Annotated in this window: 18 protein-coding genes and 4 pseudogenes; 10 read left to right on the forward strand and 12 right to left on the reverse strand. The window is 62.4% G+C overall.

Annotation, left to right across the window (positions count from 1 at the left end; genetic code table 11):
- Positions 1-13: 13 nt before the first annotated feature.
- Positions 14-1,216: pseudogene (locus AC3WL8_RS33550) on the forward strand (2-isopropylmalate synthase); the annotation flags it as partial.
- A gap of 134 nt (positions 1,217-1,350) precedes the next feature.
- Here the strand turns inward: AC3WL8_RS33550 and AC3WL8_RS33555 are convergent.
- Positions 1,351-1,509: pseudogene (locus AC3WL8_RS33555) on the reverse strand (cupin domain-containing protein); the annotation flags it as partial.
- Between the two features lie 340 nt (positions 1,510-1,849).
- Here AC3WL8_RS33555 and AC3WL8_RS33560 point away from each other — a divergent pair.
- On the forward strand, positions 1,850-2,419 hold the full coding sequence (locus AC3WL8_RS33560) for a YdeI/OmpD-associated family protein (RefSeq protein WP_492379723.1): 570 nt from the start codon (positions 1,850-1,852) through the stop codon (positions 2,417-2,419).
- Positions 2,420-2,662: 243 nt separating this feature from the next.
- Here the strand turns inward: AC3WL8_RS33560 and AC3WL8_RS33565 are convergent, their stop codons facing one another.
- The 3 genes and pseudogenes from AC3WL8_RS33565 to AC3WL8_RS33575 form a co-directional block, all read right to left on the reverse strand.
- The gene (locus AC3WL8_RS33565) at positions 2,663-3,979 is read right to left on the reverse strand and encodes a sensor histidine kinase (protein ID WP_492379724.1); all 1,317 of its coding nucleotides are present in this window, start codon (positions 3,977-3,979) and stop codon (positions 2,663-2,665) included.
- A pseudogene (locus AC3WL8_RS33570) lies at positions 3,936-5,128 on the reverse strand (cation:dicarboxylate symporter family transporter); the annotation flags it as partial. The gene AC3WL8_RS33565 and the pseudogene AC3WL8_RS33570, both read right to left, overlap by 44 nt.
- Positions 5,129-5,155: 27 nt before the next feature.
- Entirely contained in the window at positions 5,156-6,472 is a 1,317-nt protein-coding gene (locus AC3WL8_RS33575; RefSeq protein WP_249221164.1) for a class-II fumarase/aspartase family protein, read from the reverse strand.
- Positions 6,473-6,558: 86 nt separating this feature from the next.
- On the opposite strand from AC3WL8_RS33575, the gene AC3WL8_RS33580 reads away from it, so the two are divergent.
- Entirely contained in the window at positions 6,559-6,921 is a 363-nt protein-coding gene (locus tag AC3WL8_RS33580) for a UTRA domain-containing protein (RefSeq protein ID WP_249221165.1), read from the forward strand.
- 135 nt (positions 6,922-7,056) lie between these two features.
- Here AC3WL8_RS33580 and AC3WL8_RS33585 read toward each other — a convergent pair whose 3' ends face one another.
- A complete protein-coding gene (locus AC3WL8_RS33585) occupies positions 7,057-11,064 on the reverse strand; it encodes an ATP-binding protein (protein WP_492379725.1) in 4,008 nt (1,335 codons plus the stop codon).
- Positions 11,065-11,496: 432 nt separating this feature from the next.
- Between AC3WL8_RS33585 and AC3WL8_RS33590 the strand changes: the two genes are divergently transcribed.
- From AC3WL8_RS33590 to AC3WL8_RS33600, 3 genes are all read left to right on the forward strand, one after another.
- Complete coding sequence (locus tag AC3WL8_RS33590) at positions 11,497-12,441, forward strand: hypothetical protein (RefSeq protein ID WP_211979642.1); 945 nt, start codon at positions 11,497-11,499, stop codon at positions 12,439-12,441.
- An 806-nt stretch (positions 12,442-13,247) separates the two neighbouring features.
- A complete protein-coding gene (locus AC3WL8_RS33595; protein ID WP_042883042.1) occupies positions 13,248-14,300 on the forward strand; it encodes a porin in 1,053 nt (350 codons plus the stop codon).
- Positions 14,301-14,385: 85 nt separating this feature from the next.
- On the forward strand, positions 14,386-14,895 hold the full coding sequence (locus tag AC3WL8_RS33600) for a GlcG/HbpS family heme-binding protein (RefSeq protein ID WP_211979643.1): 510 nt from the start codon (positions 14,386-14,388) through the stop codon (positions 14,893-14,895).
- 98 nt (positions 14,896-14,993) lie between these two features.
- Here AC3WL8_RS33600 and AC3WL8_RS33605 read toward each other — a convergent pair whose 3' ends face one another.
- Positions 14,994-15,782 (reverse strand): alpha/beta fold hydrolase, encoded by a 789-nt coding sequence (locus tag AC3WL8_RS33605; RefSeq protein ID WP_211979644.1) that lies wholly within the window; start codon positions 15,780-15,782, stop codon positions 14,994-14,996.
- Positions 15,783-16,053: 271 nt separating this feature from the next.
- Between AC3WL8_RS33605 and AC3WL8_RS33610 the strand changes: the two genes are divergently transcribed.
- The 3 genes from AC3WL8_RS33610 to AC3WL8_RS33620 all read left to right on the forward strand — a co-directional run bounded on the left by AC3WL8_RS33610 (position 16,054) and on the right by AC3WL8_RS33620 (position 18,990).
- Positions 16,054-17,100: a Bug family tripartite tricarboxylate transporter substrate binding protein gene (locus AC3WL8_RS33610; RefSeq protein WP_211979645.1), complete on the forward strand. Its 1,047-nt coding sequence runs from the start codon at positions 16,054-16,056 to the stop codon at positions 17,098-17,100.
- Between the two features lie 32 nt (positions 17,101-17,132).
- Positions 17,133-17,783 carry a c-type cytochrome gene (locus AC3WL8_RS33615; protein WP_249221167.1) on the forward strand — a complete coding sequence of 217 codons (651 nt, stop codon included), beginning with the start codon at positions 17,133-17,135 and terminating at the stop codon, positions 17,781-17,783.
- A 70-nt stretch (positions 17,784-17,853) separates the two neighbouring features.
- The gene (locus AC3WL8_RS33620; protein WP_013952120.1) at positions 17,854-18,990 is read left to right on the forward strand and encodes an acetamidase/formamidase family protein; all 1,137 of its coding nucleotides are present in this window, start codon (positions 17,854-17,856) and stop codon (positions 18,988-18,990) included.
- Positions 18,991-19,022: 32 nt separating this feature from the next.
- Here AC3WL8_RS33620 and AC3WL8_RS33625 read toward each other — a convergent pair whose 3' ends face one another.
- The 5 genes and pseudogenes from AC3WL8_RS33625 to AC3WL8_RS33645 all read right to left on the reverse strand — a co-directional run bounded on the left by AC3WL8_RS33625 (position 19,023) and on the right by AC3WL8_RS33645 (position 24,877).
- A complete protein-coding gene (locus tag AC3WL8_RS33625) occupies positions 19,023-19,886 on the reverse strand; it encodes an AraC family transcriptional regulator (protein ID WP_211979647.1) in 864 nt (287 codons plus the stop codon).
- Positions 19,887-20,241: 355 nt separating this feature from the next.
- The gene (locus tag AC3WL8_RS33630; RefSeq protein ID WP_013952122.1) at positions 20,242-21,288 is read right to left on the reverse strand and encodes an Ldh family oxidoreductase; all 1,047 of its coding nucleotides are present in this window, start codon (positions 21,286-21,288) and stop codon (positions 20,242-20,244) included.
- Positions 21,285-22,178 carry an alpha/beta hydrolase gene (locus AC3WL8_RS33635; RefSeq protein WP_041228544.1) on the reverse strand — a complete coding sequence of 298 codons (894 nt, stop codon included), beginning with the start codon at positions 22,176-22,178 and terminating at the stop codon, positions 21,285-21,287. The genes AC3WL8_RS33630 and AC3WL8_RS33635 overlap by 4 nt, the downstream gene beginning before the upstream one ends.
- Before the next feature lie 304 nt (positions 22,179-22,482).
- A complete protein-coding gene (locus tag AC3WL8_RS33640; protein ID WP_041228545.1) occupies positions 22,483-23,010 on the reverse strand; it encodes a DUF3455 domain-containing protein in 528 nt (175 codons plus the stop codon).
- Positions 23,011-23,429: 419 nt separating this feature from the next.
- Positions 23,430-24,877: pseudogene (locus AC3WL8_RS33645) on the reverse strand (IS1182 family transposase).
- A gap of 371 nt (positions 24,878-25,248) precedes the next feature.
- Between AC3WL8_RS33645 and AC3WL8_RS33650 the strand changes: the two are divergent.
- A complete protein-coding gene (locus AC3WL8_RS33650) occupies positions 25,249-25,455 on the forward strand; it encodes an IS4 family transposase (RefSeq protein WP_080569582.1) in 207 nt (68 codons plus the stop codon).
- Here the strand turns inward: AC3WL8_RS33650 and AC3WL8_RS33655 are convergent.
- Positions 25,427-26,035 (reverse strand): hypothetical protein, encoded by a 609-nt coding sequence (locus AC3WL8_RS33655; protein WP_041228546.1) that lies wholly within the window; start codon positions 26,033-26,035, stop codon positions 25,427-25,429. The two genes, AC3WL8_RS33650 and AC3WL8_RS33655, sit on opposite strands and share 29 nt — an antisense overlap.
- Positions 26,036-26,426: the final 391 nt, after the last annotated feature.

Genomic DNA, 26,426 nt, shown 5'->3' on the forward strand with positions numbered 1-26,426 from the left:
CAGGAGGAAGCCGATGAACGAATTCCCGAAGCCCCACAGTTCGACCAGCGCCAGCGACAAGCTCGTCATCCTTGATACCACCCTGCGCGATGGCGAACAGTCGCCTGGCGCGGCAATGACCGTCAGGCAGAAGATCGCGGTCGCGGAATATCTCGATGCCCTGAACGTCGATGTCATCGAAGCTGGCTTTGCAGCCAGCTCGGATGGGGACCATGACGCCATCCGGGAGATTTCCGGGCAAGTGAAGGGCAGCGTGATTTGCTCGCTCGCCCGTGCCAATGAGCGCGATATCGAGCGAGCCGCCAATGCGTTGAGGAGCGCGAGAAGATCCCGCATCCACACCTTTATCGCCACGTCGGCGTTGCACATGGAGAAGAAGCTGCGCATGACCCCGGAGGAGGTGTATCTGCGGGCGTGCACTGCCGTCCGCTTCGCGCGCCAGTTTACGGACGACGTGGAATTCAGCCCCGAGGATGGGAGTCGATCGGACCCCGATTTCCTCTGTCGCGTGATCGAAGGGGTCATCAAGGAAGGGGCGACCACGATCAACGTCCCCGATACCGTTGGCTATGCCATGCCCGTCGAATTTGCCGAGGGACTGCGGAAGCTTCGCGAGCGCATTCCCAACTCCGACAAGGCCATATGGTCGGTGCATTGCCACAATGACCTCGGCCTGGCGGTTGCCAATTCGCTGGCGGCCGTCAAGTACGGTGGCGCCCGGCAGATCGAGTGCACCATCAACGGGCTTGGCGAACGCGCAGGCAACGCGTCCCTGGAAGAGGTCGTCATGGCGGTAAAGACCAGGCGTGACCTGTTCGGACTTGACGTTGGCGTGAACACCACGCATCTGGTCGCTGCCTCCAGGGCCGTTGCCGAGGCCACGGGGTTCATCGTTCCGGCGAACAAGGCGGTGGTCGGTGCCAATGCCTTCGCACATGCGTCAGGCATCCACCAGGATGGCATCCTGAAAGCCCGTGAGACCTATGAAATCATGCGGCCGGAAGATGTTGGATGGGACAAGGGCGCGCTCGTGCTCGGCAAGCTTTCCGGCCGGAATGCTTTCAAGCACAGGGTTCAGGAACTCGGGCTGCATTTTCCCGACGACGAAGGGCTGTCCGCTGCCTTCGCCCGCTTCAAGGGACTGGCGGATACGAAGGCCGCGATTACCGATGACGATCTGAGGCACATTGCCCTCGGCGTGGCGGAATCCAGTACGGTCGGCGCTTCATAAGCGCTCCCGGCCACGCCGCCGGGAGCTACCGCAGGCGGCGCTCAAGACAGCGCCGTCTGCTTCCCGAACGTCGGGACAAGCCGACGCCAAAGCTCCGGTAGCCGCGCGAGGCGCGCAGCATGATTGACCACCAGCAGCGCCGTCGCCACCGTCTTGCCCGGATTGGTGATGGCATGGGCGACGTCCGCGCCATAGCGGGCGGTCTACCCATGTTTCAGCCTCTCTTCTTCCCCGCCTGAGCGCACCGTCATTGACCCTGACTGGACCGACAGGTGCTCGGGTTACCCCAGGGGGTCCCATGCCCGCTTCCGACATCGCCCTCCACGACCCGCTATCGGCATGCCGCGCCCGGGTGATCGGGCAGGCCAATGAAGGGAGGCGCTTCTAACAATCGGATGACCGGTTACGGGGCGGAGCCGACGCGTGAACGTCCGAATGACGACGCATGTGAATGGCGGCTTGTGGCCTTGAACGGACCGATGCCCGCCGCTAGAAGCTTGTCACGTCCGGGCCAAAGGCGACCGGCCTTCGGCCGACCTGGATGCTGAGGTCCATATAAACGCTGCTAGACTTCGGACGAAGCCCCTCGCTCAGAATTCAACCGTCCGGTATAGTGACATGACTGAATTCCCTCTAACGTTTATCAGCCAGATCGAATGGGAAAGCTGGTTGGCGCAAAACGGCGGCACTTCGACCGGAGCATGGCTGCGCCTGGCGAAGAAAGGAGCCGAACAGCCAACCGTAACGTACGAACAGGCGTTAGAAGGCGCTCTATGTTATGGCTGGATTGATGGTAAAAAACAGGCCGAGAGCGAGAAATACTGGTTGCAACGCTTCACGCCACGCTCGGCAAAAAGCATCTGGTCAAAGCTAAACAAAGACAGGGCTGAAGCGCTGATCGCCGCAGGGAGGATGCGCCCGCCTGGCATGACGCAGATCGAGAGAGCTAAGAAGGACGGCCGCTGGGAGGCAGCTTACGCGTCAGCAAGTAAGTCGATAGTGCCGGACGACTTACAGGTAGCGTTGGACGCAAATCCGAGAGCCAAGAAGTTCTTTGCAACATTGGATAGCCGCAACCGCTATGCCATCCTGTTTCGCGTACAGAATGCCAAAATGCCAGAAACCCGGGCGCGCAAAATCGAAGAGTTCGTCAACATGCTGTATCGCGGTGAGGCCTTCTATCCCTAGAGCCTTTCACTTCTGGCGGAATTTTCGCCACATGGGCATGTCACCTCTACTGACCGTTTTGGCCGATGGCCGCCGCGTGCAGCGCGTACGGGTAAGCGACAGAGACTGGCCGAGCCCGGAAGCTTGAAGCCGGGTGCCGGCCATGCTGGCGATCCCACGGCCAGCTTCCGTATTCGACCCGTCACGGTCATTCGCGGACCCATCTGCGAACGACCGAAGTTCGATGCAGATCATCCCAACTGATTACGCTGGACCGGCCTTCTCGCGCATCGGCCTCGCGGGCGCAAGCGGCAAACCATCGATGGTCACCTGCAGGCCGTCCTGCCAGCCGGGAACCGGTGAGCGCAGCGTAAGGACCGAACCCGCGCCGCGGACAATCGCTTCGACGATCGCCAGGCCAAGCCCGCTGCCTTTGGCTGTAGTCGCGCCGCGCTCGAACGGTTTCGTCAGGCGCTCAAGTTCATCGTCCGGCAGCACTGGTCCTTGATTCCTTACACTGAGCGTACCGGTGACCGACAGCACAATCCCCACCGGTCTCCCGGGCGCACCGTGCTTGAGCGCATTTTCAACCAGATTGCGCACGACTATGGCGAATGCGTCCGGATCGATCCACGACGGCACGGGCTGGTCGGGCAGGTCGAGCTGGATCGGCTTCGCAGATGCAACGCGCCGAAAATCCTCGACGACAAGCTCCAGTACCGGGCGCAGATCCTGCGGCGCGTCCCCGGGCACGCGTCCATTTTCGGCCTTCGCGAGTTGCATGAGCCTTTCGCTGACCCGCGACAGGGCGTGCAGGGCTCTCTTGACATTCTGCACGCGTTCCCGCATGGCGGCGGAAGGCATTTCGGCCATGAGGCGCTGCGTCTGCGCGAGGGCTGCGGCAATCGGGGTGCGCAACTCGTGTGCGCTATTGGCAGTGAAGCTACGCTCCGCAGCCAGCGCGCGCTCCAGGCGAGCCATCAGGTCATTGACCGCGTCGGCAACCGGAGCGACCTCCGTCGGCAGTTCCTTCTTTTCGAGCGGTGTCAGGTCGTTCTGGCCGCGTGCAGCGATGCTGCCGCAGAAACGCCGGATTGGCCGTAGCCCGGTGCGGACAATCAGCCAGATGCCACACAGGCCCACCGGCAGAAACAGGATGAGGACCCTGGCGACCGCGAGCGCGGCTTCAATCACTGCATGCCGGCGCGTGGCGAGCGGCTCGGCGATGATCAGGGAGATCGTGCCCTGCAAGCCCGGTTCGGCGTAAATCCGGTGCGACGCCGTAGAAGTGAAGCCCGCTTTCAGGTCAGGCGGGAAGATGGCGATATCGGCGTCGTGCGATCGCAGCAGAAGCCTGCCCCTGTCATCGCGAACCGCGTAGGTCAGCAATTCGTCGTGCGGGCGAACGGCTGCGATACGGCGGCTGCCATCGTCATCGCCATCCGCATCGCGCCCGACGATATCCATGATAGCGAGCGGCAACAGGCGCTGCGCCGTTTCTTGCAACGCACTGTCCGACATCCGATCGACTTCGTGGCGCAGCACGTAGAATGAAGCGGCCGCGGCCGCGAGCGACAGCACAGCGAGCCCTCATGGTGTTGCAAGTGGCGATGGCCATCGACAGGAAGCGGTATACGCCCGAAGATCACCGCCAGCCCTTCCACCGGCAGCATCCCGGTGGACGTCACCGTGGCCGCAAACACCACGAACGACCCGGCACCCCGTAAGCATGCGAGATGAACATCACGCCCATCGCCATGAAGATCGAGGTGCCGTCGAGGTTGAACGCATAGCCGGTCGGCAGCACCAGGCCGACGGTCTGCTTGGCGCAGCCCAGGCGCTGGAGCTTGATCAGCAGGCGCGGCAGCGCGCTTTCCGACGACGCTGTGCCCAGCACGATCAGGATCTCGTCCTTGATGTAGCGCAGGAAGCGCCACAGGCTGAAGCCCGCCACCTTCGCGACGATGCCGAGTACCACGGCGATGAACAGCACCACCACCGCATAGAAGCTCACCACGAACTGCGCCAGCGCGACCAGCACGGCGGCGCCGTTGCTGCCCACCGAGTACGCCACCGCGCCGAAGGTGCCGATCGGCGCCAGCTTCATCACCAGGTTGATGAATGAAAAGAGAACTTCCGAGATGGAGGCGAGGCCGTCGTTGATCTTCGCGCGGCGTGCCTCGGGAATGGCGAGGATGCCGATGCCCACCATCACCTCGAGCACCACCACCTGCAGCAGTTCGCCCTTGGCGAAGGCGCCGACGAAGTTGTCGGGCACGATGTGCATCATGAACTCGAGGAAACCCTGCGGTGCGGCGGTCTTGGCCGTGACCGGCGTGGCGGCGTGCCGGCGACGTGCGACATGCCCGTGCCGATCTCCAGCAGGTTGCCGGCGAACATGCCGACCACCAGCGCAATGGTGGAGATCACCTCGAAGTACAGGATTGACCGCCAGCCTACGCGCCCGGCGCTCTTCACGTCGCCCGCCGAGGCGATGCCGTGGACGATGGTAAGGAACACCAGCGGCGCCACGCCGGCCTTGATCAGCGACAGGAACATGTCACCCAGCAGCTTGAGCTGCGAGGCGAACTTCGGAAACGCGAAGCCGACGGCGATGCCGAGGATCAGTGAGACGAGCACCTGCATGCCGAGCTTGCGGTACCAGGGTAGTCGCGGGGCCACAGGCGGTGCGGGCGGAACAGCGGGAGTCTGGATGGTTTCGTTGTGCATGATGTCTTCCTCCACCGTGGGCCTGTGTCAGGCTACCTTGCGGGACAATTCGAGGGCGCGGTCGACCATTTGCGGCGCGAGACCGAGATAGTTCGCCGGGTCGGTCATGCGCTCGATGGCGGCGCGGTCGAAGTGCTTCGTGACTTCCGGCAGCGCGGCGAGCGCGTCGGCCAGCCTGCCGCCGCTCTCGTTGACGGCGCGGCAGGCGTCGTAGACCACATCGTGGGCCTGCTGACGGCCGATGTACGGGGCCATGCCCATCATCACGGCCTCGGCCACGATCAGGCCGCGCGAGATGCCGAGGTTGTGCTGCATGCGGGCTTCGTCGACGATCAGCCCGCCCAGCGCGAACTTCGCCTGGTGCAGCGCGCCCGAGGTGAGGATGAAGCTCTCCGGAATGGCGATCCATTCGGCGTGCCAGGGACCGGTGGCACGCTCGAAGTCCTGCACCATCGCGTCGACCATCAGGCCCGCGTGCTGGCGCACCGCCTTCGAGGCTGCGAGCATCAGTTCGCTCGAGATCGGGTTGCGCTTCTGCGGCATGGTGCTGCTCGCGCCGCGGCCCTTGACGAAGGGCTCGTAGACTTCGGCGAATTCCGTCGAGGCCATGATCATGATGTCGAGCGCGATCTTGCCCAGCGAGCCGGTGACCAGCGCCAGCAGGTTGACCGCCTCGGCGAAGCCATCGCGCGCCACGTGCCAGGTGGTGGCGGGCACCCCCAGGCCCAGCTCGACAGCCAGCGCCTCTTGCACCGCGAAGCCCTTGTTGTCGCCTTGTCCGCCCAGCGACGCCAGCGTGCCGGCCGCGCCGGCGAACTCCACCACCGCCACGCGCGGGCGCAGTTCGGCGATACGCTGCTGGTGGCGGTCGAACATGGCCAGCCAGATGGCGGTCTTGTAGCCGAACGTCACCGGCAGCGCCTGCTGCAGGTGGGTGCGGCAGGCCATCGGCGTGTTGCGGTGCCTGGCCGAGAGATCGGCGAGAATGGCGCGCAGCTCGCGGATGTCGGCGTCGATGCTGTCGAGCGCGTCGCGCACCTGGAGTGCCACGGCGGTGTCCATGATGTCCTGCGTGGTGGCGCCCCAGTGCACGTAGCGTCCGGCCTCCCCGCACATTGCCACGAGCTGGTGCACGAGCGGCAGGATCGGGTAGCCGACGATGTCGGTTTCCTCGCGCATGTGGTCGAAGTCGATGCGCTCGATGCGCTCGATGCGCGATTCGCGGGCAATGGCCTCGGCCGCCTCCGCCGGGATCACGCCTGCCCGGGCCTCGGCCTTGGCCAGCGCGACCTCGACGTCGATATAGCGCTGCACCAGCGCACCGTCGGAGAAGATCTGGCGCATCTTCTTCGTGCCAAAGGCATCGCGGAAGAGGGCGGAGTCGACAACGGTGCTGGCGGCGGGAATCGCAGGAATGGAGTGTCTCGAGCGTGCGCCTGAACGATGGTCGCGATGGCCGCGCCGATATGCCGATAGCCTGGACAGATGTCTATATCGATCCTGCCTACACGGACATTGGCGACATGGTGCGCGCGTCGCCGGACACACTTGTCAGCACGCTGATCGAGTCGCGCTACGGGCGGCAGATCGCCGAGATCGAGCAGGACGTAAGCGCGTCGACCCTCGCCGACGAAACCGTGGCGAAGGCGCTGAGGCTCGAACCGGGTGCGTCGGTATTGAAAATCGTCCGGCGCTATCTGGACGCCGACGGGCAGACCTTCGAGGTTACGGCGACGGTGCATCCGGCGGACAGCTTTTCAGTGTTGATGCGATTGAAGCGTTCCACTTCGTAGGCGAATGCTGCTTTGGGCGGGGAGCGGCCTTTGCATCTTCGGTTTGGGTGGCGCTTCCCCACTGCAGATTCAACCGGTCGATGCAACAGCTTGATGGAATCGTTCAGCCGGTGTAGCGAAGTTTAGTGTCTTGCGCTAGCGATTCTTCAGTTCAGCCAGGAGCGTCTGCGCGGTGCGCACATCGGTGAGGTCACTTCCTTCCCTAATGCTGTCGCAGGCGGGCTGTAGCACGGCGCATGCATGCTGAATGTCGCCCGCTGCTGCCAACTGACGGGCAAGGCTGATCGCCGCCCGAAGCCCGGGAAGACCCGCGCCCTGTCTTTGTGCAACGGCGATTGCCTCGTGAAGGGTCGCTAGTGCTTCGTTTCGTTGCATGGGGTGCCGAGTCGCAAGCAATTCGCCTTTCAGGCGCAGCATTTCCGATAGCTGGAAGCGTCCGCCGTGACGATTGACAGCGGCGAGCGCCCGATCGATCTCGACGAGCCCTGCCTCTGGTTTGCCCGCGCAGCCAAGCGCCTCGCCAAGCAGCGCATTGAAGTATGGCAGCCCCATTTCCGCACCGGTTGCGCTGATTGCTGAAATTCCCTCCCGCATCCTTTCTATGCCTTCGTCGAGATCGCCCATTTGCGCCAGCGACCAACCCAGCTGAAACTTACCTTGCGACAGCAGCAAGGGCAGCATGTACTCATCGCAAACTGCAATTTCCCGTGCAGCCCACTGCTTCGCCAGTTCAGGCTCGCCCCGCAAGATATGCGCGAAGCTGCATGCCCAATAGGTCAAAGCGGTCGTCAGTGGATGACGGAGTTCTTGCGCGAGCCCCAGCGCCTCGTCGCAGATCGCCAGTGATTTGTCCGGGTATCCACGCAGGCACTGAACCAGCGCGGTGAAGCACCGGCAGCACACACCAGGATCATGTCCAGAGTATTTGAATGTCAGCGGGTGGTCTCGCTCTCGCTCGTAAAGGACCATTCCGCTTCTGCTATGAAACTCTGAAGCAGCATATTCCCCCATGAAAAAGCTGTTCGTCCAGAAAAGATGATGCGTCTCGATTTGCATCCCGGGATCATGCGAGCCCGCGGTCAGAGCTGTGCACCGGTTACCAAGTTCGCGGGCGATTTCTGACTCACCACGGATCATCCGATACTGTCCTTCTCCCCGCAGTACGGTGAACAGTTCGCTCTCGTCTCCAAGCTCCTCGCAGAGCGCCCTTGCTCGCGTATACGCGTCAAGGACTTCTTTTGCCGCCCAACCCTTCGCTGCCATCATGGTCACGCCAAGGACCTTTTGATACTCGAGCTCTTGCCTGAGCAGCGCAGGAGAACGAGGCAACATCCGGATGATCTCGAGCCCTCTGTTCAGGTGATCAACGGCCTGCTGATACGCGAACCGCTGCAGCGCCTTGCCCGCGGATTGGTACAGATAGTGAACAGCCTTGTCCCAAAGTTCGCCAGCAAGCGCGTGATGCGCGAGGAGTTCGACATGCTCGTCAAGACGTTGCGTGTAAAGTTGCTCGATGACGCCCACAAGCTGCACGTGAATAGGGCGTCTTCGCTCCTTGAGTACGCTTGCATATGCGACTCGATGCGTGAGCGCATGCTTGAAGGTATATTGCTGATGCGGCAACAAGCGGGTCTGATAGAGGAATTCAGCCGCTTGCAGATCGGCGAGCAGATCGAGTAGCCGCTCGCGATCGAGATTGGCTATCGGCTCAAGAAGATCGACGGGAAATTCATGGCCGATCACGGCCGCCATCTGCAGAAGGGCCTTCTGCTGCGCGGACAGGCGATCGATCCGCGAAGCGAGAACTGCATGCACGGTTGATGGAATATCGAACGTGTCTATCGTTCGCGCCATCTGGTATGCGCCTTTTTGGCCAACCAGTGCGCCCGAATCTGCGAGCGCACGAACGGATTCTTCCAGGAAAAACGGTGTGCATCCCGTGCGCTCGATCAGGTGACGCCTAAGGGCGGAAAGCTCGCTGCCGTCGCCGAGCAGCGACTGCAGCAGCTGCTTCGCGCCTTCGGTGCCGAGACTGTCCACGTGCAGCTGGGCAAAATAGCTCTTGCCAGACCATGTGTGCCGATACTCGGGTCGATGGGTCACGAGAAGCATCACGCGTGACGCACCGATGAAGTCGACGAGATGATCGAGCACGGCCTGCGTGCCGTCATCGATCCAGTGCAGATCCTCGACAACGAGGATCGATGGGCGGTGCTCACTCGCTCGGATCATGAGAGAGGCAATCGCTTCGAGTGTGCGCTTGCGCCTTTGCGGCGGAGTCGCCATGTCCCACTGCGGATCATCCGGCGGTAGGTCCAGCATTGCAGCCAGCGCAGGACACGTCCAGGCGAGCGCCGGGTCGACCGCGTCGACGCCGCGACGAAGCTTCTCGGCGGCCCCATCCAGTGTGTCATGCGTCCCGATGCCGAACCACGTCCGGAGCAGATTGGCCAGGGGAAGATAGATCGCGCTCGTGTCGCGCGATGTCGCGCCCGTTTCGAATTTTGTCCACCCGGCCGCCTGTTCCGAGTTGACAAACTCATGCACGAGGCGAGACTTTCCCACGCCCGGTTCCCCGACGACGGCGCATACCTGGCCAGCGCTGTGTCCGGCACGCGCAAGCATCCCCTGCAAACTGGCCATCTCTGTGTCGCGGCCGACAAAATGCGTGAGGCCGCGTACGGTACGAGCGTTCCAGCGAAGACGCAACTCGGACTTTGTCCCCAGCGTGAAGATCTCGAGGGGGGGCGTCGCACCAGGAAGCGATCTCGCGCGAAGATCCGAAAGTTCGATGAACCCTTCGGCACATCTCGCCGTGTCCGCGCTCACGCCGATCTCTCCGGCCGCGAGCGCGACATCGATCTGATTCGCGATCTGCGGTACGGAGCCGAGCGCGTCATAGTGCTGCGACCCCTCGTCGCCAATCGTCCGGACGACAGCCTCGCCGGAATGTACGCCAATTCGCACATCCAGGGATCGCTCAATGAGTGCCGAAATGCGTGCGCGCATCGCGAGCGCTGCATAACAGGCTTCCACCGCATGCTCTTCGTGTGCGACGGGCGCTCCAAATAGTGCTGTGACACCATCGCTTCTGAGTTGGGTGACGAGGCCGCCGAATCGCTGAACGGAGTCGACCATTGCCTTCAATACAGCGTCGACGCGCTCAAGTGCCGTCTCCTGATCGATGACGCTGATGGGTTCGCGCACGCGGGCGCAGAGCACACTCAGGTGCTTGCGCTCCGCCGGGAATGCCGTTGCGCTATCCGCTGCGTAGCCAGCGCGCGACGCAATCCCGGACTGCTTAGCCGGTTCCCCGACAGCCACGGCCGGACCTGCAGGCTCTCTAGCTCCGCCTGAATCCTGCTGGATTTGAGCAGCCAGACGTTGAGTGCTCTCGGCCGGGGCAATGCCGAGTTCGGTATTGAGCACTCGGACGCATTCCTGGTACTGGCGGACAGCAGCGTTCCGGCGTCCCGTCCTCGCATACAGCCTCATAAGCAGCGCATGGGCCCATTCGAGTGACGGGTCCAAGGCCAATACTCTGCTTGCCGTCGCAATTGCACGATCAAATTCGCCAGATTGTTCGTAATGGCCGACGAGTTCGGTGAACACTTCCACGGCGCGTTCATGAAACCAGCGACGCTCGATGATCATCCACTGCTCGAACGGTTCTTCACGAAGGCTGAAACCATCGAGTAGGGCGCCCCGATAGAGTGCAACAGCTTTCGACAGGGAGTCAGGAGATCGTTCAGTCGCGAGGCTCGTGAATTGCAGCGCGTCGACTTCCACGAACTGTCCGTCAAGCCATATGGCATCCGGCTCCGCGTTCAAGATTGGGGGCGCGTTCGGCAGGACCCGGCGCAAGCTCGACAGAGTCTGCCGCAAACTGGCCCTTGCCTGCTCTTCCGCACTGCGCTCCCAAAGCACGCTTGCCAGTTGCTCTCGCGACCGCAGCATCCCCGGCGACAGGGCAAGGTAGGCCAGGATGGCCTTGCTTTTCCTGGTGGGAAAAGCGAGCGATCCATGCTGTCCGGCAAGCCGGACTTGCAAGCCTCCGAGGACTTCTATCTTGAGCCGGGCCATGTCGTGCGTGAGGTGAAGCGTCGCTCTCAAAAAGTCTAGTCCGCCCGGCGCGACTTTCACGCATCAATGAAGACTGCCCTCCCACCGGTCTTTTGCAGGTCACTTCTTCAGGTTCACCTCGTCCTGAAATGGGTCGGGGTAGGCATAGGCTTGGTTGCCGACTCGAATCCGGCCTCATGTGCAGGCTACCCGGCAAGATGCGGCCGCTTTCATGAGAATTTTTTTTACGGCGTTTTTACGCGACCCCGCCCGCAGTTCACGGATTGATGACGTCAGGCAACGATAGTTGGAATCGTGATGTTGCCGTACTCCAAACGTGGCTTACCCGTTCGAAAGGATGGGAAATCCGGGCGGCACCAACACGTATGCCAGGCGGCAGATCACGTACCCAGTGCCTCAAACCGCCGCCCGGCGTTCGAACCGTGCAAGGTGGAAGGATAGTCGTCGCTCGCGGCGGCCACGGGACGTGTGACGTATTGAAGGAGCGTTTCAATGGAAATCATGACTGATGGGCATAGGGTGACTACTACCAACCGCTACGCCAAGTGCATCGCTGCATCCAAGCGCGTCCGCTGGGACATCGACCGCGACGTAATTCGCGGCCGAAGCTTCGATTTCACGAAGAAGTTTTTGCCAGACGCTCTATCAAAGGTCGATTCTCTCGCCTTTCTCGGTCACGACGAGCAGCGTCTGCTCAGCCAGATTCAGGGCCGTACGTACGCGAACATGTTCGGTCTCGTCGAACGCTTCATCGCGGCGAAGGTACTGGAGATGAGCGGCCCATACCGACTCGGCGATCAGAGCGCGCTTGAAGCACTTGTCCGGTTCAGTGATGAGGAAATCAAGCATCAGGAGCTATTTCGCCGCATCGAGCGCATGTGCGCCGAAGGCATGCCAGCTGGTTATTCGTTCTTGCCGGACGCAAATAGTGTGGCCTCGTTCGTCCTCGCAAAGTCCACCTGGGCAGTGCTCGCTCTAACCTGTCACATCGAACTCTTCGTGCTCGCGCACTATCGAGGCAGCATCGACGGCGACATGAATTCCTCTGAACTATGGAAAGACGTCTTTCTCTATCACTGGCGCGAGGAATCACAGCACGCGATTCTCGATGAAATCGAATGGCAACGCGAAGATGCGAGGCTTTCGCCTGAAGAACGTGACGCAGCTGTCAACGATCTGATCGAATTGGTCGCCGCCGTGGACGGCATTCTGCAAACTCAGGCTAATGCGGACGCAGACTACTTTGCGATGATCTGCCCACGATCGCTGTCGATGGCTGACAAAGATTCCGTGCGCATCGGCCTGCTTGCCGCTTACAGGTGGCAATACATCATTTCCGGAGTGCAGGAGCCCCGCTTCAGTCAGGCTCTCGGTAGCATGATCACCGGGAGCCAGCTATTCAGAATCGAAACTGCGATGGCACCGATCATGAGCTAGCGTGCGCGATATTAGCGGCTGCGAACTACACGTTCGCAGCCGCTAAGCATCGTGAGCTTCGCGACGAAAAGGCGGAGCCAGAATCGCTGGAAACAGCGTTAGCAGCACCGTGCCCCCGGTCAAGGCTTCCTGCTGGAAACGCGCCATGTCGGGAAAAGCTGCCACGCCCACGCTTGCCGGCAATGGCCCGTTCGATTCAGAAAGGCACCTTCGTGGGGTGGTATAGACTCAACTCACGCTTCCGCCGTACCCTGGCGGACGATTTCGACGCGAGGTGCATCATGATCCGATTCCTGGCTGCCGCAATACTCTGCGGATTAACGCTAAGCATGTTCGGTTGCGCCGGCCCGCAGATGGGTGCCGACAATACGCATCGTTTCAACAGCGATCCCTACAACTACGAGTTCAGTCGAAACCTGTAGCGCGTTTCCGGCGCGGCGTCCCAGCCGCCAGCCGGCCGCGACACTTGCCAGGACGGTTGGCGCCCGCTGGGGGAGGGCGATTTCATGCGAGGCCGGGTTCAGCCCGGCCAGCCTACTGCGTTCCTACCACCTTCCCGCTGCGCCTCTCCATCGGCTTGCCGAATCCGCCAGCGCTCCCCGCGGACTTCCAGGCCTGTCCCCCCCGCACCCTGCGCGTGAACCTGCCCTCCTGACCCGCCCCGGTTCCGCATTCCGGACACCTTTCCAATTGGCGGGACGATTGGGTTAGCGCTTTCCCAGCGCGAACCCATACCCTTGCTGCGCCGGTGCAAGACCGTGCAAGAACCATATCGTCAAACAGGACGGAACAGCGAGGAGAAACGCATGAAAAGAATGGGAGCGCTCTTGGTAGTGGCGGTGGCAGCGGTGCCGGGCATAGCGGCGGCACAATCGGGGGTGACCATTTTTGGCGTAGCCGATCTCTACACCGAGTATGTCAAGTCCGGGGCAAATCATGTCGCGCGGGTCGAGGACGGCGGGCTGTATCAATCGCGCTGGGGCTTGCGGGGCAAGGAGGAACTGGCGCCGGGACTGTCCACGGTATTTACACTGGAGACCGGCCTTGCACTGGACAGCGGCACCGCCCAGCAGGGAGGACGCCTGTTTGGCCGCCAGGCCTGGGTCGGCCTGAGCAGCAAGGACTGGGGTGCGCTGACGCTTGGCCGGCAGAACACGCCGATCTACTACATCGAAGGGCAGGCGTCGGCCTTCGGCTTCTCGCCGTATGGCCCGCTCGGTCGCCTGCAGAACGGCGGCCCCGCAGGCAGCAGCCTGACCGCGCGCGCAGACAATTCCATCAGGTACGAAAGTCCCGAACTTGCCGGGCTGCAGGGCAGCGTAATCTATTCATTCGGCGCCGAGCGGACCAGCGCGCCACGCGACGCCGACCGGCTGGCGGCCGGCGGGCTAACTTATGCTCGCGGTCCGCTGTGGCTGGGCCTTGCCTACGAACGCACCTACAGCATCGGCGCGGTAACGGATGCCGACCGCGACGAGCGCGCGATCGGCGCCACCTACGAATTCCCTTGGGTGAAGTTGTTCGCCAACGTACGCCAGGCCACGCGATGGGTGCCAGGGCAGGCGACTCTTAAGGACCGCGGTTTCCACGTCGGCACGACCATTCCCGTGGGAGGCGCTGGACTGGTACTGCTGGCATACGGCATGCAGCAATCGGTCGGCACGCCGAACCGCGGCCAGCAGGCTTCGATCGGCTACCAGTACTCGATGTCCAAGCGCACAACGCTCTATGCCAACGCCAGCAAGATCTGGAACACGAACAAGGCCAACTACACATTCTCGAACATCCCCAATGAGGTCACGGCAAGCAGCGTGTCCGACCCGCGCGGGGTCATGATGGGCATGCGCCATCTCTTCTGATGTGCGCACGGACGTGCGCACCGGCCGGTCGCCGTTGCCGGCCAGGTGCCGGCGCGCCGCGATCCCGTCAAGCATAGGAGAATCCATGAAGCGCTTTACTCTCGCCGTGGCCTTCGGGCTGCATCTGTTCTGCGCGCCGATCGCATCTGCGGCAGGCGTAACCCAGCTGCAGACCCTGGGCGCGGACGCCGCGGTCCGGCTTACTGATGCCGCCAAACGGTTTGCCGAGGACCGAAAACTTGCCGTCAGCATCGTCGTGGTCGACGTCTCCGGCCACTTTCTCAGCGGCGTGAGAATGGATGGCGCCCCGTTTGCGACCTTTGACGTCGCGCGCGGCAAAGCCATCGCCTCGGCGGCAACGGGAGGCGCCTCCGGCGCCGAGCTCGTGAAGCGCTATCAGGCCAATCCCATCGTCTTCGGCCAGATGAGTTCGCTGGTCTATGGCGGGCCGGTCTTTCCGTCGCAAGGTTCCCTGGGCATCTACGTCGGTGGCCGGCTGGTCGGGGCCGTCGGCGTCAGCGGGGGGCCATCGGACGTGGACGAGGAGATCGGGCGCCGCGGCGTGGCCGCGATCGGTGCGACTGAGGCACCCTGAGTGGTGCATGCGCCTGGGCGCATCGTTCATGCTTGCGTCATGGTCGCGCCTGCCGGCGTATGACACCGGCAGGCGCGCTGTGGGGGCACGCCAGGGCGTCAGGGCTCACTACGGCTCTGGATGTCCGACAGGAAGCGCTCGATCCGCGTGGCGAGGTCCACCGGCGTCTCGTCCATCGGATAGTGTCCTGCGTTGCGGATAACGTCGATGGCCAGATCGAGGAATGCTTTGCCGTACGTCTGCTCCATGATGTCAGCAGTCAGCGACGGGTCGTGCTCACCGACCAGCAGCAGCGTGGGAACGCTGGTGCCGGCAACTTCAGCAGAGAAGTCGGTGTCGGCCCATGCCCGGAAGTAGGCGGCAAACGCGTCGGCATCGGCATGCTGCGTCGAGGCCCGGACCATCTTTTCCACCCAATGCCGGCTCAGGCGTTTGCCCGTCGAATTGTCGAGGACCGCGATTCTTGCCGCGAGCTCGCCGGCGGCACGTTCGAACAGAGCGCGTGCTGGCTTGTCGAACGGCACAGGCGTAGGCGGTACTGGTGTGACGCCGACCATGGCCGTGACGCGTGCAGGGGCCAGCATGGCGACGGCCTGCATGGCCTTGCCTCCCATGGAGTGCCCGATCAGCGAGAAGCGCTGCCATCCCAGTTCGTCACCAAGCGCCAGCACGTCGGCGGCGATCTCCCGCATGTCGAATCTGCCCTGGATCCCTCGCCGGGAACCATAGCCTCGATAGTCGATGAAGGCGTAGGTGAAGCGGTCGCCGTCGAGCACGTCCACAAAGGGCCCCCATCCGCGTGCATGGCCGAACCAGCCGTGCAAGGCGATGACATGGTTCGGGCCGTTGCCGATGGTGACCACGGCGCCGTCTTGGTTGTAATGCATTGCGTTTCCTCCGGTCGTCGATGTGGCGCTCCATATTGCATGAGGAGCTGCGGCGCGAGCGGAGTGCCTGTCAAGTTCTTGGACAATCCGGTAAGCAGGCGCCGTGCGGCGTCTGCGATCGTCGGCCAGCGTACCGCAATACCGCAGAACGGAGGACGTTTTGGTAAACGGCTCCCCAAATGGGGAAGCGCCTTGTGTCCGAATCAGTAGAGTATGAGCCCGGGCTGACCCTGTCGCCCACGCATCGCGATTCACAAGGAGACAAGAGTCAATGCAAAGCCGGAAGCCTCCGTCATTCCTGACCGCCCCTCGGCGCGTGGCCACGCTTGCCGCCATCACTGCGGCCATCACCGCCACACTCGCCGTGGCTGTCGCAGGCCTGCGGCCCGTCGCCGCCAACGCAGCGGCAGCGGACACGAATATACAGGCCAGCTGGAAGCCTTCGAAGCCTATCGTCTTCATCGTGCCGTTTCCGCCGGCAGGCATCAACGACGTGCTGGCCAGGGCCTTGGCGCAGCGCCTGTCGAACGCGCTGGGACAACCAGTCGTGGTGGAGAACCGGCCGGGCGCCAGCGGCAATATTGGCGCGGAGGCGCTCGTGCGCGCGGCGCCGGACGGTCACACGATCGGCATCCTGAACAGCATCCACGCGGTCAACGCTGCCTTCTACCGCAAGCTGCCCTACGATGTGACGCGCGACCTGGTACCTGTGGCGCCGCTGGGCGAGTCACCGCTGGTGCTGGTTACGAACCCGCACACGCCATACAAGTCCGTCCCCGAACTGATCGCCTATGCCAAGGCGAATCCCGGCAAGATCAACTATGGCGGCCCGACCAGCTATCCGCTCGAAATGATCAAGACGATGGCCGGTGTCGACATCACCAATATTCCTTACAAGGGCAGCGGCCCGACGATCAACGACATGATCGCCGGCCACATCGACCTGGCGACGGGACCGCTGCTGGAGTACATGCCTCATGTGAACTCCGGCAAGCTGAAGCTACTGGCCGTCGGCACCGCGAGCCGGCTCAAGGCTCTGCCCAACGTGCCCACTGTGGCCGAGAGTATTCCCGGCTACGACACTACCGTCTGGTATGGCGTGTTTGCCCCCAAGGGCACGCCGGCGCCCGTGGTCGAGCGGCTGCGCGGCGAGATCCACGCCATCATGAGCGATGCCGGGATCCGCGCCAAGCTGACCGGCCTGAGTGTTGACACCGCCTTCAGCCAGACCGGCGTGACCGGCCTGAGCACCCGTCTGACCAGCGAAACGCAGCGCGCGCGCCAGATCGTCGCCAAGACCGGTGGCTACCTGAACTAGGTCGGGCAATGCCTTGTTGTGAGAATTCCGACGTGAAACATCCCATGGAGCGCCGCCGGCTGTCTGCCTGCATGCTCGCGTTGTGCGCGCTGGCCGTGCCTTCGCTGGCGCAACCGGCACCGGAGGCAGGCGAATCACGGCCCGCGCGGCTGATGGTGGAGCAGGTCTGCGCGGCATGCCACGGCAACACTGGCCAGAGCACGCAGAAGGAATATCCCAGCCTGGCGGGCCAGAACGCAGACTACCTGTTCAAGCAACTGCGGCAGTTCAAGGCCGGTGCCGGCGAGCCAGCACTGCGCCAGGACGCCAGGATGGCCGCCGTGGTGCAGAGCATGAGCGAGACGGAGATGCGCGAGGTGGCGCGCTACTTTAGTCGCCAGCCACCCGCGCGCGGACAGGCCGCCTTGCCGCACCTGGTCGAGGCGGGCAAGGCCATCTACTGGAAGGGCAATCCGTCCAATCGGCTGCCGGCCTGTATTTCATGCCATCGGCCGAAAGGGGAAGGCATCGCGCCCGACTTTCCGCGCATTGCCGGCCAGCAGCCGGAATACGTGGTCAGGCAACTCCACGCGTGGAGATCCGGCACGCGTGGCGGTCCCGGCAAGTTGATGAGCCTTCTGGTGCCGTTGATGACAGACGAGGAGATCGTCGCAGTTGCGCAGTATGTGGCGCAACTGCACTGAACTGATGTGCTGCATTTCGCCGTCCAGCGGGGTGGTGCCGCGGACGGCCCAATCGAAAGGAACCAAAACGATGATGATCGACAGGAGACATTGGCTGAAGGCTGCCGGCGCCCTCGGCCTGGGAGCCGCGTCGCTGAAGGCGGCGGCGCAGGTGACGGCGGGGCGGAACACGCCGCTTGCTGCATCGGACGCCGCTTCGCTCCCCATAGTCAAACCGGGCAAGATCCACCGGATCGAGTCCGCCACCGAGACCGTGCGCGTCGGCATTCTCGACCCCAAGGCGGCGCCGGTCGCCAGCATCGAGTCGGGCGACCTAGTGATGTATCCCAATACCTGGGTCAACTGGGCCAACGGCGCCTCGTACGGCATGAGCTACGAGGATCGCGAACCCGTGCGCAAGCGATTTCCGCAAGGGCCGTACTCGAACGTCGGGCCAGTGGAACTGCGCGGGTCGATGCCCGGCGACGTGGTGGAGTGCCGCATGGTCAAGCTGCGCCCGATCGGCTGGGGATGGAACTCGGCACCAAAAGGGGTCGGTGCACTGCCGAACGACTTTGCGAAGCCGTACCTGCGCTATTTCAAGTTTGACGAGAGCCGGCAGTACACCGAGTTCGCGCCGGGTATCCGCATCAAGCTGGCGCCATTCCAGGGCGTGATGGCGGTGCAGCCCGCCGGCGACGAACCGGTCAGTGGCATCCTCAGCGGTCCGTATGGCGGCAATCTCGTGTTGCGCGAGCTGGTTGAGGGTACGTCACTGTTCCTACCGGTGCAGCGGCCGGGCGCGATGATCTGGACCGGCGACTCGCATGCCGCCCAAGGCGACGGCGTGGTCAATCAGACCGCCATCGAAACCGCGATGGAGGACATGCAGATCCAGTATTTCCTGCACAAGCAGCGGCCCTTGGCCCTGCCGATGGCGGAGACGCCCAGCCACTGGATCATTCTCGGCTTCGGCAAGAATCTCGACGAGGCGCTGGTCGCCTGCCTGCGGCAGATGCTCAACTGGGTGAGCGCGGCGACCGGCATGGATCCGCATGACGTGTACTCGCTCGCTAGTATCACCTCGGACTTCCGCATCACGCAGTACTCCAACCAGACGGCTAGCAACTACACGTCGATTCCGGCCAAGACCGTGCACGGCATGCTGCCCAAGGCGGTATTCGACGCGGTCATCCAGGACAAGCTGTCGCGCTCGCTGCGCGGCTGACCGGCAGCGGATGCCGGGCGGCGTGGGGCGCCTCAGTCGCCGTGCGCGCCGCCCGGCATGCCGGTGCGGCGGAACTCCGACGGGCTAAGCCCCAGGTGCTGGACGAAAAAGCGCGTGAAGTGTCCTTGCGCGCTGAATCCGAGTTGGTGTGCCACGTCCCCGATGCTGGCATGCCGTTCCGCCAGCAGGCGTGTGGCGATGCCGATTCGGATCCAGTCGAGGTATTGCTGCGGCGAGATGCCCATGCAGGCCTTGAACTGGTGGAAGAGCCGGCTGCGGGACATGCCCACCGCGCTGGCGACCGTTTTAACGTTGGGGTTTTCCCCGGCGTGGCTGCGTATGTACTCGGTCGCGCGCTTGATCCGGTAGTCCAGCGGCCTGGTGTTTGCCAGCACTTCGGTCATCGACCGCCGCTGAAGATGGCAGGCCGACACCCTGCGCGCCAGATTCGCGACGGCGGCCTCGCAATCTGCCGAGCCAATTGCCGAATCGTCGGCCAGATCCCGAGCCAGGCAGGTACCCAGCGCCGTCAGCGATGTGACGGTATCCGCATCCATGCGCACCAGCGCTTTACTGAAGTGCAGGCCGCCGGCAGGATTGTCGACGCCGAGCGTGCGCCCGAGCCATTCCGGCTCCAGCAGCAAGGCGAGCAGCAGCGAAGGCGAGCCCTCCTTAGCGCTCTTCGCATGCGTCGACCAGGGATTGATCAGCAGCGCGCAGCCGTCGGTCAGTGTCGCCGGTTGGCCGTCGATCTTGAATGTCGCATCTGTGCCGCCGATCTTGAAGATCAGATGGAACTCCGCATGCGCATGCGCGACGAGCGGCCCCGATATCCGATGGAGGGTGGCACGGCCGAAGCTGCCGTGGACGATGCGTATCTGGCGGTCCTTTGCCATGCAAGTTGTCTCCTCAAGCAAGCCAAGGGGGAATCGTGCCGATGCGCTGCAGGTGGCGGAGCGCGATTTCACTCTCAGTCAACCGGCGCCCGACCAATCGATGCCGAAGAAGTCGTACAGGAGACAGAGGACCCGTCAGTTCCACACGCTTCGGCGAATCACTCGATAACCCCCAAAAAAGTGCAAACGTTTGCATTCGGTCAGGATTATGTCATGTGTGTGGCAGCCGTCAAGGGAAAGACAGTGCAGTCCCGTCGATTCGGCCGAACGTGAAACAAGGTCCACACGGGAAGGGGAACGGGCAGGGCGTTGCTAACGATTCCTCGGCGCGCCTGCAGGTGACTTTCCGGCCACGCTACGCCCAGGGGGCGCGGATGCCAGCCTGGCTGGCAAGTGCCTCCAGCGCGTCAGCAGTCACAGGCGCCAAGGCAATCCCGTTCGCGCCGCGCTCCCGGGCTTCGGCGTAGCCGCGTTCTCCCGGCAGCCGCGGAGGACCTTCGACAGAGGCCGGCAGGTTGTGGATGGCCCCAGCGAGCTCGGCCAACTGCGCTTGAAACAGGGAAGGGTCCACCACCTGGGCGATATCGATCACGAGCAACCACGCGTTCTGCGTGTGGCGATGACCGGCAGCGGGGGCCAGCAGCGTGGGTGCCAGGATCGGATGGTTGGTCAGCAGGCTGCAGGCGATCTCGGCCATCAGCGCGAGGCCCGACCCTTTCGGGCCGCCCAGTGGCAGCGGCGTTGTCGCCTGGCGCGCGTCCGTGGTGGGATTACCCATGGCATCGATGGCCCAGCCCGGCTCGAGCGGCCGGCCGGTGGCCCGAGCCTGCATCAGCTTGCCGAAGGCAACGGCTCCCGAAGCCATGTCGAACACGATCGGCTCGCCTAGCCCCGGGCAGGCCATGGACAGCGGAGCAGTTGAGACGCCCGCCACCGAGGCGCCATGGTAGGCCATCAGCGGTGACGAAGCGGCCATTGCCATGGCAAACATTCCTGCACTGGCCACATGCGCGGTGTGAAAGCCGAGCGCGCCGGTATGCGTTGTCTCCCGCAAGAGCACCAGGCTCGCCCCGGCCTGGCGCGCCCCGGCGATAGCTTGCCCGGCGGCAATGCGCATGCCCAGCGCACCGGCGCAGCGATCGCCCTCGACCACGGTCAGGGCTGGCAGGCTTAGCCCCGGGCGCGGTTGTGCCTGGCCATTCATGTCGCCCGAGGCCAGCCACGCAGTGTACTGCGGGATGCGCGAAACCCCATGTCCGGGCGAACCGCGCAGGTCAGCCCATACCAGGCTCTCCGCCACCAGTGAGGCGCCAGGTTCGTGCAGCCCGGCCGATGCAAGTAGTGCCTGTGCGAAGGCTTGCAGCCCGGCTGCGCTGATCATGGTCGAGGGGCGCGCAGTCATGCGGCCCCCAAAGACGCCTGGCGGGCCGGGAAGAACTTGTGCAGCCAGTCCGTGACCAGGTTCAGGACGGCCCGGTTGTCATCGGAGAAGATGAAATGATCGATCTCCGAGAACAGATGCAGTTCGGCCGGCATCCTGGCGTTGCGGAACAGCCCGATCGACTGGTCTGTAGGGGTGACCGAGTCGTCCGCCGGATGCAGCAGCAGGAGCGGACGCGGGGCAATGTTGCCGACCACTGCGTTCGGCCGAAAGCGCAGCATGCTTTCGACCACCTCGAACGGGAACTCCATGAAGCTTCCCGCAGGCAGACTGCTGCGCATCTCGGGGGGAATGGGCACGATGTCAAAGCGCGAGACCTGCATCGACTGGCCCGTGGCCAACCGGGCACGGCCTTCTTCCACCATTGCCTCGAAGCGCTGCCAGGCGGCCGAACCGGCATGCTGCTGACGCAGCTTTACTTCCCCATCGCCCCATCCGGCCGATGAGATGCAGGCCACGATGCGAGGGTCAACGCCAGCCGCATAGACCGCCACGGCCGCACCGAAGCTGTGACCCATCACAGCAATCTTCGCGGGCTCCACTTCGGGCAGGCTCTGCAAGTAGCTGACCGCGTTGCGGGTGTCGCTCACCTGGTCCTCGCATAGTACCTTGCCGCGCGCACCTTCGCTGTTACCGCAGCCCCGCATGTCGAAGCGCAGGACCACATAGCCCAGCGACGAAAACAGGCGCGTTGCCAACTGCACCATGCCGTCGTCCTTGTTGCTGCCGAACCCATGGAGCACGGCGATAGCGGGACGTCGCTCGCCTGCGGCAAGATCGGGGGGTAAATGCAGGGCTCCGGCCAGGCGAAGCCCGTCGGAGTCAAATTTCACAACCGTGTGCACGCTCATTTCTCCAAGTTTCGTGGCACACGATGTTGTACGAAATCCGCCTTCCGATGGCTGCCCAAGCATCCACTGACTTACCCGATCGTCCGCTTACTTGAGAGGGAGAAAAAGATGGAATGAACGCGCCCCCGCCCCCACGAAGCGGGAGCGGTTCCATTCAGATCTGGGAAGCGAGGCAGATAGGCGTGCCCCCTCATCATGAAACGGCATCGCTGTGCCAGAGTGGGGAGTGCCTTTCCTTACAACCAGCAGGCCACCGCCAGCGGGAAGTATTAAACCGGCACGGTATCTGCCAGCGTCACCTTGGCTATTCCAGGAAGACGTAGTCCGCCCGATACGGCATGCGATTCTCCAGTCCCTCCTGTGTGCAGGCCTGAGGGAGGGCTTGTCCGCCTAGCGTATTCAGCCGTTGCACGTAACGCGTCCTCGCAAGCAGGCCAGTTCCGCCGGTGCTCGTTGCCTGCAATAGCAAGAGTGGAATACTGTCCGGCTCCTGAGCATTGGGCGTCTGTCGTAATACCTTGCCGGTCACCTTGCTGCCGTCAGGCGCTTCCCAGGTTGGCCCAGCGTAGTGTTTGACGACGAGTTGTCCGGTGTCATCCTTCAGGGTTGCTTCCGGGGCCAAAAAGCTCCATAACAACCGGCCGTCGTTCGCACGCTTGCACTGATAAATCTGTACACCGGATGCGTGCAGCACCGCGATCGTTCCACGCGCGTCGGTGGGTTGGAGTTCGGGCGGAGCCGATATCCTCGGTGTGGTACACGAAACGAGCACGCCTGCCATGCAGAGTACAGTAAGATTCGCTTTGCGAAAATGCCGAGAACCTTGCGACATTTGGCCTCCTTACCTTAGCCCATGGGAGGATAGTACTTCCCGAGCCACGTTGCCAGTTGCGTCCGCGCGGGTCCGGACGGTGCCGGCCCGCGGGTGGAGACCATCGGCGAACGAGTCCCGGCGCCCACATGCAAGCATCCGGCGGCTTGCTCTTCGGTAGCGGCGGTGGTGAGAGCGCCGGCACGGGCGCTTCTGGCCCAAGAAGGGGCCTTGGCCTGGGCTATAGGGGCGTCTCTTCCCGACCGAGGCCGGTGGAAACGTCTCTCGAATCGCACCAATGCGCGTCCCCTCCGGGGCGTAGCCTGTCTTAGCGAATTTTCGGCTAATCCGGTCGTGGGCGGCGTCGGAACGGGTGCGAACAGCGCTAATGGGCCCCTGAGCGTGGTCGTCAGCCCCATTTTTTGGGCGCAATTGGGTGCTTACGCACCCACCAGGCGCATGGCCTTCATTGTTTTCGAGAACCCGAGAATTCGAAGGACGCGCTTCAGGTTGTACGCCAGAACATGCAGGCTCATTTCAGTTCCTACATTCGGTAGCGTGCGCGTCAAGAAGTGCGTGTAGCCCATCCAATGCTTGAAGGTTCCGAAGACATGCTCGACGGTTCGCCTGCGAACCTTCATTGCATCCGGCGTCTTGTCGAGCCGGCGGCTGGACGGCCTCCAGCACTGCCTCATGCTCCCATCTGGAGATGCGCCGGTACGGACTCGGCGTGCATTGAGACCGCATGGTGCACTGAGGACAAGCACTACTCCAATAGCGGCGTAACTGCAGTCCATGCTCTTCTCTGGTGAAGCGGTATATCGCACGTTCGCCGGCGGGACATTGATATTCGTCGTCTCGGGCAATGTAGATGAAGTCCGCCCTATCAAATCGACCTCCCGCCTTCGCGCTGGACGTCGTTGGCTTGGGCAAGATGGCAGCAATGCCCGTATCCGCGCACGCCCTGATCTCCTGCGCACTGAAGTAGCCACGATCAGCTATGGCTTTAAGCCTGGTCTTACCCATCGCATCGCGAGCGGCTCGAGCCATCGAGCTGAGTTGCGCCCGATCATTGCCAATATTGGTGACCTCATGAGCGACGATCAGATGGTGCTTTGCATCTACGGCCATCTGTACGTTGTAGCCGACCATTCCAGAGCCCTTGCCACTTGTCGCCATCGAGCGCGCATCCTGGATCGGTCATCGAGATCTGACCATCTGGCAGCGTCTTGAGCTCTTGCTTTATCTGGTCAAGGCTATGCACCTGCTGACGCAGTTGCGCAATCTTCTCGCGCAGTCGAGTTGTCTTGAGTTCTATCTCCGCCGGCTGCGTGCGATCCGCAGTCTCCAGCGCGCTCAGATACCGCTGGATGCTTTCCTCGATTTGCTGCTGGCGCTTGTCGACCTTGCCAGCAGTGAAATTGCGGTCCCGAGTATTGACTGCCTTGAACTTGCTACCGTCGATGGCGACCAAGGCCTGCGAGAACAACTTTAAATCGCCGCACAGAACTACGAAACGACGGCAGACATTGCGAATGCCCGTGCTGTTATCCCTGCGGAAGTCTGCAATCGTCTTGAAGTCCGGCGCCAGTCGGCCGGTCAGCCACATCAGCTCTATATTGCGTTGGCATTCGCGTTCTAGACGGCGGCTGGACTGGACCCGGTTGAGGTAGCCATAAATGTATATCTTCAACAGGACGGCAGGATGATATGAGGGGCGACCTGTAATCGAAGGATTGGCACCTTCGAACCCGAGCGACTCGAGATCCAACTCTTCAACAAACGCGTCGATGATCCTAGCGGGGTTATCCTCGGCGATGAAATCATCGAGGCATTCTGGAAGCAGCGTAGCTTGCTTGCGGCCTTCTCCCTCTATGAATCGCTTCATCCGGTCCCCCAATCTGAATGCGTTGATCCAGTCTAGGTGATCGAGACGTTTTCACACACCCTCGACCCAATGTTGCCACTGGGCCGTGCGCATCGCCAACGGCAGCTTCCCAGATACAACAGTCATCCGCTCGGCCACTTCGGTAATCGAGGATCTGGAGGCAATAGACTCAGAATTGCCGGGAAGCGACGGTTGCCTCGGAGATCCATAGAGCACTCATCGGCCTTCACGAACGGAACGGACTGGAAGGCGCAATCGACCTGAGCGATCGCGAAACGCCCCGCATAATGACGCGGGGTGCCCCTTGTCTGTCGATAATCAGAGAAAGGTCGCTTTCGAATGGAAGCTTGAAATTGTGAGAGCTCTAAAGAGTGGGCGGACAATTCCACTATTTACAAGGAAGCTACTGCGCAGTAGGGTTCCTTGGGCGTAAGAGCGATGGCGAGCCCGGCGCCAAGACGATCTGGATCGGCATGCAGCGAACCATGGACGCCGCGCTCACCATTCAAGCGCTACGGGAAGAGCGTGATTTCTGCATAAGGAAATACCTTAAAGGCCCTCAAGCGTCTGGGCCGTGAGTAGCCATGCGACCAAGCGGTACTGTTCGACGAGGAAACCCTCGTTCGTGAACCATTCCGCGTAGGGCATCAGACGAACACCCTTCGTTCCAGGATCCTTAATCTGACTTGCCCCGGCTAGAAACAGTTGCTTGCCATCCGATACCCGCACCATCTCGGTACCGACGCTCATTGCTATCCCTCTGACATCGTTGGCGCCGACAGGGACGCTCAACGCATGACGCACTGTGATCTTCAGCTTGGCCGTGGCATGCGAGGCATCATCCGTTAGGCGATATCCCCTGATAGCCAGGTCTTGCTTTGCCTGACGTTCAATCAACTGAGAAAGGTTGGCTTGCGTGTCCAGTACGTGCTGGATACGGGAGATGGCCTCCGACGCCGTTGCGGGCACCTTTCCAGAAACTGTATCCACCTCGCGTGCATTTGGGCCGAAGACCGTAGCCTTGGATAGCTGAACAGGTTCCACGTAGACGGAGCCGATCGAGGCCTTCGTCTGTGGATCAATGGAGGACGCGGCGCAAGCGGCAAGAGCGGCTGCGGCAAGGGCAACAAAACTGCGGCGAAGCAATTTGACCTCCAAAGTTTAGAGTCGGCTAGGAATGCTGCACGCTACATTAGCATGAATCTGTGCGCGTCATTAGGCCATCAAAGTGATCAAGTGTGGGGACCTGCGGCTGCTGCGACGAGGAATACTTCTACCTGAAGGTCAAGGTTACCTTCCCTGGAGTTCCTCGTCGAACCGAAAGAAAGACCACGTCGCGCAGTGATGCGACGTGGCCGGAATTGCTATTTCCCAGAGGAGGAACGCTCGCGCAGAGCAGCAAAATGCTGGCATAAAAGTGAATCAAAAAGTGGTCGGCAAATTTGGAATCTATTGCGTAAAACACCCTACGAGGGCCTGTCAGTTTTTTTGTGTGCAGGGCAGTTAAAGGCTCATCGTCATTTCGACCGGTGAGCCAGCATTATCTCAA

Source organism: Cupriavidus sp. FW305-F7 (assembly GCF_058782875.1).

Bases quoted from the DNA above. Each gene is read 5' to 3' on its own strand.
- AC3WL8_RS33590 (WP_211979642.1), top strand. From the start codon at position 11,497: ATGGAAATCATGACTGATGGGCATAGGGTGACTACTACCAACCGCTAC.
- AC3WL8_RS33560 (WP_492379723.1), top strand. From the start codon at position 1,850: ATGACTGAATTCCCTCTAACGTTTATCAGCCAGATCGAATGGGAAAGC.
- AC3WL8_RS33620 (WP_013952120.1), top strand. From the start codon at position 17,854: ATGATGATCGACAGGAGACATTGGCTGAAGGCTGCCGGCGCCCTCGGC.
- AC3WL8_RS33575 (WP_249221164.1), bottom strand. From the start codon at position 6,472: ATGCGCCAGATCTTCTCCGACGGTGCGCTGGTGCAGCGCTATATCGAC.
- AC3WL8_RS33630 (WP_013952122.1), bottom strand. From the start codon at position 21,288: ATGACTGCGCGCCCCTCGACCATGATCAGCGCAGCCGGGCTGCAAGCC.
- AC3WL8_RS33600 (WP_211979643.1), top strand. From the start codon at position 14,386: ATGAAGCGCTTTACTCTCGCCGTGGCCTTCGGGCTGCATCTGTTCTGC.
- AC3WL8_RS33625 (WP_211979647.1), bottom strand. From the start codon at position 19,886: ATGGCAAAGGACCGCCAGATACGCATCGTCCACGGCAGCTTCGGCCGT.
- AC3WL8_RS33595 (WP_042883042.1), top strand. From the start codon at position 13,248: ATGAAAAGAATGGGAGCGCTCTTGGTAGTGGCGGTGGCAGCGGTGCCG.
- AC3WL8_RS33635 (WP_041228544.1), bottom strand. From the start codon at position 22,178: ATGAGCGTGCACACGGTTGTGAAATTTGACTCCGACGGGCTTCGCCTG.
- AC3WL8_RS33610 (WP_211979645.1), top strand. From the start codon at position 16,054: ATGCAAAGCCGGAAGCCTCCGTCATTCCTGACCGCCCCTCGGCGCGTG.
- AC3WL8_RS33605 (WP_211979644.1), bottom strand. From the start codon at position 15,782: ATGCATTACAACCAAGACGGCGCCGTGGTCACCATCGGCAACGGCCCG.
- AC3WL8_RS33640 (WP_041228545.1), bottom strand. From the start codon at position 23,010: ATGTCGCAAGGTTCTCGGCATTTTCGCAAAGCGAATCTTACTGTACTC.